This is a genomic window from Variovorax sp. 20P10.2.4, from assembly GCF_058244205.1.
This window is the reverse complement of the sequence record NZ_JBZAYE010000348.1, coordinates 1-7,707: the sequence shown is the minus strand read 5'-3', so window position 1 is coordinate 7,707 and position 7,707 is coordinate 1. Positions and strand designations below refer to the sequence as shown.

At 68.6% G+C, this 7,707-nt stretch carries 9 protein-coding genes and 1 tRNA gene; 9 read left to right on the top strand and 1 reads right to left on the bottom strand.

Features of this window, described 5'->3' with window-relative positions; translation table 11 throughout:
* From AC27VN_RS26325 to AC27VN_RS26290, 8 genes are all read left to right on the top strand, one after another.
* The coding region (locus tag AC27VN_RS26325) for an FAD-dependent oxidoreductase (protein WP_490878430.1) at positions 1-804 on the top strand (804 nt) is incomplete at its 5' end.
* Positions 805-809: 5 nt separating this feature from the next.
* Positions 810-1,007 carry a sulfur carrier protein ThiS gene (thiS, locus tag AC27VN_RS26320; protein WP_093342404.1) on the top strand — a complete coding sequence of 66 codons (198 nt, stop codon included), beginning with the start codon at positions 810-812 and terminating at the stop codon, positions 1,005-1,007.
* Positions 1,008-1,030: 23 nt separating this feature from the next.
* Entirely contained in the window at positions 1,031-1,846 is an 816-nt protein-coding gene (locus tag AC27VN_RS26315) for a thiazole synthase (RefSeq protein ID WP_209540604.1), read from the top strand.
* Between the two features lie 8 nt (positions 1,847-1,854).
* A complete protein-coding gene (thiE, locus tag AC27VN_RS26310; RefSeq protein ID WP_490878429.1) occupies positions 1,855-2,811 on the top strand; it encodes a thiamine phosphate synthase in 957 nt (318 codons plus the stop codon).
* 59 nt (positions 2,812-2,870) lie between these two features.
* Complete coding sequence (locus tag AC27VN_RS26305) at positions 2,871-4,964, top strand: TonB-dependent siderophore receptor (protein ID WP_490878428.1); 2,094 nt, start codon at positions 2,871-2,873, stop codon at positions 4,962-4,964.
* Between the two features lie 68 nt (positions 4,965-5,032).
* Positions 5,033-5,108: transfer RNA gene (locus tag AC27VN_RS26300), tRNA-Asn, on the top strand.
* A 365-nt stretch (positions 5,109-5,473) separates the two neighbouring features.
* Complete coding sequence (locus tag AC27VN_RS26295; RefSeq protein WP_093341440.1) at positions 5,474-5,743, top strand: hypothetical protein; 270 nt, start codon at positions 5,474-5,476, stop codon at positions 5,741-5,743.
* Between the two features lie 58 nt (positions 5,744-5,801).
* Positions 5,802-6,026, top strand: a complete 225-nt coding sequence (locus AC27VN_RS26290; RefSeq protein WP_093341438.1) for a hypothetical protein — start codon at positions 5,802-5,804, stop codon at positions 6,024-6,026.
* Positions 6,027-6,164: 138 nt separating this feature from the next.
* On the opposite strand, the gene AC27VN_RS26285 is transcribed toward AC27VN_RS26290, so the two are convergent.
* Positions 6,165-6,401 carry a hypothetical protein gene (locus tag AC27VN_RS26285; RefSeq protein ID WP_093341437.1) on the bottom strand — a complete coding sequence of 79 codons (237 nt, stop codon included), beginning with the start codon at positions 6,399-6,401 and terminating at the stop codon, positions 6,165-6,167.
* A 565-nt stretch (positions 6,402-6,966) separates the two neighbouring features.
* Between AC27VN_RS26285 and AC27VN_RS26280 the strand changes: the two genes are divergently transcribed.
* Positions 6,967-7,707: CsgG/HfaB family protein (locus AC27VN_RS26280; RefSeq protein WP_490878427.1), on the top strand; the 741-nt coding region annotated here is incomplete at its 3' end.

Sequence of the window (7,707 nt, the reverse complement as noted above, 5' to 3'; positions counted from 1 at the left end):
ACGCTGGTGCTGTGGCACCGGCAGGATGCGAACGAGGCCGCGCGGCTCGCGCGCGTGCTGGCCCACACCGGCACGCAGGTGCCCGAGTTGGCGCCGATGCGCACGCTCGATGGCGCGGGCATCGAGGCGCTCGAACCCGCGCTGGGCCGGCGTTTCGCCAGCGGCCTGTTCCTGCCCGGCGAAGGCCAGCTCGACAACCGCGCGCTGCTGGCCGCGCTGCTCGCGACGCTGCAGGCCGACAACAAGGTCACGCTGCACTGGCAGTCGCCGCGCGCGCCCGAGGACTTCGCACCCGGTTCGCCGGGCCAGCCCGACTGGCTGATCGACTGCCGCGGCCTCGGTGCCCGGCCGCAGTGGAACGCGCTGCGCGGCGTGCGCGGCGAGGTGATCCGCGTGCATGCGCCCGACGTGACGCTGGCGCGGCCCACGCGGCTCGTGCATCCGCGCTATCCGCTCTACATCGCGCCCAAGCCCGAGGGCCTGTTCGTGATCGGCGCGACCGAGATCGAATCGGACGACATGTCGCCCGCGAGCGTGCGCTCCACGCTCGAGCTGCTGAGTGCCGCCTACGCAGTGCACAGCGGCTTCGCCGAGGCGCGCATCGTGGAGATCGCGACGCAGTGCCGCCCCACCCTGCCCGACAACCTGCCCGCGCTGCGCCAGCCGCGGCCGCGCGTGCTGCAGATCAACGGCCTGTACCGCCACGGTTTCATGATCGCGCCCGCGCTGCTCGATGCCGCGATGGAGTGGCTCGCGCAGGGCCGCTCGCCGCTTGCGCAAGGCTTCGGCCTGGAGACCCCATGACGACGATGAACATCCTGATCAACGACAAGCCCTTCGCGCTGCCCGAGCACGCCACGCTGACCGACGCACTCGCCGCGCTGAATGCCACGCCGCCCTTCGCAGTGGCCGTGAACCGCGAGTTCGTGCCGCGCTCGGCCTATGCCGCGCGCGCGCTGCAGCCCGACGACCGCGTCGAAGTGATCCGCCCCGTGACGGGCGGCTGAACGAATTGATGGAGACAAGACCGATGACCACGACCCCGAACGACCCGCTGGTGCTCTACGGCGAGACCTTCCACAGCCGCCTGCTGCTGGGCACCGCGCGCTACCCCTCGCCCGACCTGCTCGAGGCCGCCGTGAAGCGCGCGAAGCCCGCGATGCTCACGGCCTCGCTACGCCGCCAGACCGCCAACCAGGGCTCGGGCAACAGCGAGCTCGGCAACGGTTTCTGGGAACTGCTGCGCCGGCTTGAGGTGCCGGTGCTGCCAAACACCGCGGGCTGCCACAGCGTGCAGGAAGTGGTCGCCACCGCGCAGATGGCGCGCGAGCTGTTCGACACGCCGTGGATCAAGCTCGAGCTGATCGGCGACGACTACACGCTGCAGCCCGACACGCTGAACCTGGTCGATGCCGCCTCGCAGCTGATCCGCGACGGCTTCAAGGTGCTGCCCTACTGCACCGAGGACCTGGTGCTGTGCCAGCGGCTGGTCGACATCGGCTGCCAGGCCGTGATGCCCTGGGCCGCGCCGATCGGCACCGGCCGCGGGCCGGTCAACCCCTATGCGCTGCAGGTGCTGCGTGACCGGCTCGAGGTGCCGATGCTGGTCGACGCGGGACTGGGCCTGCCCTCGCATGCCTGCCAGGTGATGGAGTGGGGCTTCGACGGCGTGCTGCTGAACACCGCCGTCGCTCTCGCGCAGGACCCGGTCGCGATGGCCGGTGCCTTCGCCGATGCGGTGCAGGCCGGCCGGGCCGCGCGCCGTGCCGGCGCCATGGCCGCGCAGGATGCGGCGCAGGCGAGCACGCCGGTGCTGGGCACGCCGTTCTGGCATCACGCGGGATGAGCGGCACCATGAACCACGAACAGCAACCGGACCGCGCGCGCGTCGCGCAGGAAATCGTCGCGGCGCATGGCCTGCGATTCGGCGCCGCCACATCGGCCCCCGCGGCCGCCATCGCCTACAGCGCCGACGACGCCATCTACCGCGGCGCGCGACAGGCTTGCGGCGCGCTCGGCTTCATCGACATCGACGCCGAATGCATCGCGCGCGCCTGGCGCGCGCAGAGCGAGCGCCTCGGCGGCTTCGATGCGCAGCGCTGGCCCGACGCACCCGTCGATTTCAGCTTGCGCGAATTTCCGCCGGCGGCGCGCGACAACGCCTTCGCGCCCTGCCCCGAGCAGCTCGGCCTCTATGCCGTGCTGCCCGATGCCGCCTGGGTCGGCCGCATGGCGCGCGCGGGCGTGCCGACGGTGCAGCTGCGCTTCAAGTCCGAGGACGCGGCGGCCGTGGCGCGCGAGGTTCACGCGGCCGTGGCAGCCGTGCAAGGCACCGGCGCGCTGCTGTTCATCAACGACCACTGGCGCCTGGCGATCGAGGCACGCGCCTACGGCGTGCACCTGGGCCAGGAAGACCTCGATGCGCTCGCGCCCGAGGAGCTGCAACGGATCCGCGCCGCCGGCCTGCGCCTGGGCGTCAGCACGCACGGCTATGCCGAGATGGTGCGCGCCGACGCGGTCGGCCCGAGCTACATCGCGATGGGGGCGGTCTATCCGACCACGCTCAAGAAGATGGCGACCGCGCCGCAGGGCGTGGCGCGGCTCGCGGCCTATGCGCGCTTGCTGCGCGGCTATCCGCAGGTGGGCATCGGCGGCATCGACGCGTTGCGCCTGCCCGAGGTGCTCGCCACCGGCGTGGGTTCCGTCGCCGTGGTGCGCGCGCTCGTTGCCGCCGAGGACCCCGAAGGAACGGCCGCGCAATGGATGGCAGCCATCGACGCCCACCGCACCGCATCGGCTGCGAAGCCCTGAAACCCGACCGAATGACGCATCCCTCTCCTCTTCTTTCCCGCACCCCCATCGCCTGCGCGATGGCCGCCCTGCTCGCTGCTCACGGTGCCTTCGCCCAGGCACAGGACACCACCGCGCTGCCCGCCGTGACCGTGAACCCGGCCGCCCTCGCGCCGCCGGCCGAGATCAGTGGCTTCGGCGACGTGCCGCTGCGCGAGCTGCCGCTGTCGGCCACCGTGATCGACAGCAACCAGCTGCGCGCGAGCGGCGCACGTCGACTCGCGGACCTCACGCAGTTCGATGCCTCGGTCACCGATGCCTACAACTCGGCCGGCTACTGGGACTACCTCACGGTGCGCGGCTTCGTGCTCGACAACCGCTTCAACTACCGGCGCGAGGGCCTGCCGATCAGCGCCGAGACCTCGATCCCGCTCGACAACAAGGAGCGCGTCGAGATCCTGCGCGGCACCAGCGGCATCCAGGCCGGCACCAGTGCGCCGGGCGGACTCGTCAACTACGTGGTCAAGCGGCCGACCGAACACGATCTGCGCACCGTGCGCATCGAGACCACGAGCCGCGGCAGCCTGCTCGGCGCGGTCGACCTCGGCGGGCGCTTCGGCGCGCAGCGCGAGTTCGGCTACCGGATCAACGTCGCGGCCGAGAACCTCAAGCCGCTGGTGCACGACCTCGACGGCAACCGCAACCTGTTCTCGCTCGCGGCCGACTGGCGCATCACGCGCGATTCGGTGCTCGAGTTCGAGATCGAGAAGAGCCGCAAGACGCAGCCGAGCCAGAACGGCTACAGCCTGCTGGGCGCCCGGTTGCCGGCGCCGGTCGATCCGCGCATCAACCTCAACAACCAGCCCTGGTCGCAGCCCTCGGAATTCGATGCGCTGACCGGCACGCTGCGCTTCAGCCAGGCCATCAACGCCGACTGGCGCTGGAGCGCGCAGATCGGCCGCCAGCGGCTGCGCACCGACGACCGCCTGGCCTACGCCTTCGGCTGCGGCGCAGAGGGCAACTACGACCGCTACTGTAGCGACGGCACCTTCGACGTCTACGACTTCCGCAGCGAGAACGAGCGCCGCACGCAGACCGCGGGCAGCCTCAACCTCAAGGGCAACGTGACGACCGGCAGCGTGCGGCACGAGCTCGGCATCGGCCTGCTGCAAAGCCGCGTGCGCAACCGCTTCCAGAACCAGGCCTACAACTACGCAGGCACCGGCAACATCTGGGCGACCTCCTTCGTGCCGCCGGCGCCCGACGCCACCACGCCGCAGACCAACCGCGACGAGCGCTCGACCGAGCTCACCTTGCAGGACGCGATCCGCTGGAACGAGCGCCTCACCACCTGGGTCGGCGTGCGCCACACGCGGCTCGACCGCAGCAGCATCGGCAACGACGGCTCGAACCCGACCGGCTACAAGCAGGACGTGACCACACCGTGGGTGGCCGTCAGCTACGTGCTGCGGCCCGAGCTGCTGGCCTATGCGAGCTGGGGCAAGGGCGTGGAATCGCAGGTGGTGCCGAACCGGCCCGATCTCTATAGCAACGCCGGGCAGGCGCTCGCGGCGCTCGCGTCGCGGCAATGGGAGCTGGGCCTCAAGGGCGGCAACGAGGCCTTTAACTGGCAGCTCGCGTGGTTCGACATCTCGCGGCCGCTGACCAACCTCGATGCCTGCGGCGAATCGTGCACGGTGCGCAACGACGGCCGCGCCGTGCATCGCGGACTCGAGGCCGGCGCGCAATGGAACCAGGGACCGTGGCGCCTCGGCGGCAGCGTGTCGGTCATCGATGCGAAGCGCCGCGGCAGCACGGCCGATCCCGCGCTCAACGGACAGTCGCCGACCAACGTGCCCAAGCAGGTGCTGCGCGCGCAGGTCGCCTACCGCGTGCCCGCGGTGGCAGGCCTAGAGATCGCGGGACAGCTGTCGTACGAAGGCCGGCGCAACGTGCTGCCCGACGGTTCGATCCGACTGCCGTCGTGGACGCGCCTCGATGCGGTGCTGCGCTACGACACCAAGCTCAACGGCGTGAACACCAGTTGGTCGCTGGCCGTCGACAACGTCTTCGATCGCCGCTACTGGAAGGAATCGCCCTACCAGTTCAGCCACGTCTACCTGTTCCCCGGCGCGCCGCGCACGCTGCGATTGGGCGTGAGCATCGCGCTCTGAACTTTTTTAGCGAAAAGTTGCGTCGGTTTGCCAGACCCTCAAAAACGACGCTATAATCTGAGGCTTGTTCCTCGATAGCTCAGTCGGTAGAGCGCCGGACTGTTAATCCGTAGGTCCCTGGTTCGAGCCCAGGTCGAGGAGCCAAAACAAGCCGCAAGGCTACTGGATGCCCCGCTACTCACAAGGTAGCGGGGCATTTTCCTTTGTGCTCGCACATCGACCTGCAAACACGTGCCGATGATCGAATGCGGCGGCACGATCGATGGCCGATCGCACGCATCGCATCCGCTCTTTCTTCATCGCCCGCATGCAGCGCAACGACGACGCGATCGACGAATCGCGCGGACAAAAAAAAGCCCGGCATCGAACCGGGCTCAAGCCTTCTTGCAGTCAAGCATCAAAGGGACGGGCAACCCGTCAAGGAGAATGGAAAGTGGTGCGCCGCGCGCCTGCCATGGGACGGAGTTTACTGTATATTTGTACAGTCTTCTCAACCCAGGAGTACTGCCATGCCCCGCATCGAACAACCGGTGGTCGTGCCCAACTACGCGCTGACCGACGCCCTCTCGTGGATCTCGAAATTCGCCCACGCCTGGAAGGCGATCGAGCCCGCGCCCGCCACGCTCAGCATCGACGGCTTCATCATCTGGGGACCGGTGCTCTACGAGAAGCACAGCGCCGAAGATCCGGTGCAGCTCGCGGCACGACTGTTCGGCAGCTCGGGGCCCTACTTCAGGTACCTGTACCCGGGTGCAGCGGCCGCGGCCAATCAGGGGTGAAGCGTCGGACGCGAGGGTGCATGTCTTGGCAGACGCGGGAATGTCGGAGAATCGTGCGATGAACTGGCATGCACCGTCCCTCCTGGCCCTCCTGTCGATCCCCTGCGCGCTGGCCATCGCCGGCTGCTCGACGCCCCCGAACGAAGTGATGCAGTTCCGCGAAGGCGTCCTGCGCGCCACCACCTACACGCAGGCGCAGCTCTACTGCGACAACAAGAACCAGACCCCGCGCTGGCTCGGCAAGGCACCGGCCGAGAGCGGCGTGCTGTTCCGCTGCGATTGATGCGATGAGGCAAGCCGCGCGCTGAGCCGCGGCCTTGCAAAGACAGGCATCGTCGGGCTCGCACCGATCCCGCGACACTCGATCCACTCCGGCCGGCAAGCATTGCGCTTGCCGGCCTTTTCATTTCCGACGGTCCGATCAGTGCGCCGTGAGGCCGCCACCGCCGGTCGCGTCGCGACGGGTCTTCGCGTTGTCGATGGTCGCGCTGACCGAGCTGGTGTTGATGGCCAGCGCCACGAGCACGGAGCCGACGAAGGCCGGGTCGGTCGAGCCGCTGAAATCCGAAGCGCCCGCGATGGCCAGGGCCTGCTGCACCTGCTGACGGGTGAGTTCGGCTGCCGCTTCTCCAACGACGTTCTTCTTGGTGGTTGCCATCTGAAAACTCCTGATTCTGGAAGTGAGGAAAAAAACAAAACAACGCCAGCCGACTGCAGGCCGCGTGGGATCCATCACGCGCCACAACCCTCCGCCAACGATGAAATGTTAACTGGAGGTCAAAAATACGACGAAGGTTTTCATCGAAATCGCACGGCGAAAACGCCCTCGCCGTGCTCATCTTTTCTGAAGATTTCAAGATGGATAATCGCGCCTCGCTCCGCCAGCCGGCGCATCGCGCAAGCCCTCGGGCCTTGCCGTTCGCGCATCGCTTCAGGCGGCGCGTTTCGAAGATGGGCCACCTTCCAAGAGCCCCCGTTCGAGTCGAGGTCGAGGAACCATTTTTCCACTCCAGGCCATGCCGGAATCCGCGCCGCGGACGATGCGCATGCGCACATGACTTTCGACACTGGCGTGCCGGATGACCGGTCCGTATCGTCGCGCGGTCGCTTGCGACGCGGTATCGAATCGGGAGCTCGTATTGGCCACGCGGTCCCACCTTCGGCTGTTCGATAGGGGCGCCTGCCGCGCAGGCGCCGTGTTGTTTCACTTGATAAATCGGGACATGGCTTTTTCCAAACTTTCTCTCGCAAGCGCACTGGCCGGCCTGCTGGCCCTCTCGGGTTGCCAGACCATGGACATGCAGATGGGCAGCCAATCGGCCAAGACCGTGGCCACGGGCAGCGCGGCCGGCGCCGCCACCTCGGGCGAAAGCAGCGCGCTCGAGCGCTGCGACTCGCCGCTGGGCACCGTCTCGCTGATCGAGAACGTCAATGCCGGCTGGTACACGGTGCTGACCGGCGAATACAAGCTGCCGCCCACCGCCAACCTGCTGCGCCTGTTGGTGCAGCAATCGAACTGCTTCGTGGTGGTCGAGCGCGGCGCGGCCGGCATGAACGCGATGACGCGCGAACGCGCGCTGCAGCAGTCGGGCGAGATGCGCGGCGGCAGCAACTTCGGTCGCGGCCAGATGGTGGCGTCGGACTACGGCCTGTCGCCCGAGATCGTGTTCAGCAACAACGACGCGGGCGGCCTCGGCGGCGCCATCGGCGGGCTGGTCGGCGGCGGCCGCGGCCGTGCCATCGCGAGCCTGGGCGCGAACCTGCAGACCAAGGAAGCCTCGGCGCTGTTGACGCTGATCGACAACCGTTCGGGCGTGCAGGTCGCGGCCGCGGAAGGCAGCGCCTCGAAGACCGACTTCGCGGGCTTCGCCGACCTCGCCGGCGGCCGCGCGGCCGGTGGCATCGGCGGCTACACACGCACGCCGCAGGGCAAGGTGATCGCGGCGGCCTTCATGGACGCCTTC

What these genes read in the sequence shown, in the direction of transcription:
- thiS (WP_093342404.1), top strand. Translation starts at nt 810, where the DNA reads ATGAACATCCTGATCAACGACAAGCCCTTCGCGCTGCCCGAGCACGCC.
- AC27VN_RS26315 (WP_209540604.1), top strand. Translation starts at nt 1,031, where the DNA reads ATGACCACGACCCCGAACGACCCGCTGGTGCTCTACGGCGAGACCTTC.
- thiE (WP_490878429.1), top strand. Translation starts at nt 1,855, where the DNA reads ATGAACCACGAACAGCAACCGGACCGCGCGCGCGTCGCGCAGGAAATC.
- AC27VN_RS26305 (WP_490878428.1), top strand. Translation starts at nt 2,871, where the DNA reads ATGGCCGCCCTGCTCGCTGCTCACGGTGCCTTCGCCCAGGCACAGGAC.
- AC27VN_RS26295 (WP_093341440.1), top strand. Translation starts at nt 5,474, where the DNA reads ATGCCCCGCATCGAACAACCGGTGGTCGTGCCCAACTACGCGCTGACC.
- AC27VN_RS26290 (WP_093341438.1), top strand. Translation starts at nt 5,802, where the DNA reads ATGAACTGGCATGCACCGTCCCTCCTGGCCCTCCTGTCGATCCCCTGC.
- AC27VN_RS26285 (WP_093341437.1), bottom strand. Translation starts at nt 6,401, where the DNA reads ATGGCAACCACCAAGAAGAACGTCGTTGGAGAAGCGGCAGCCGAACTC.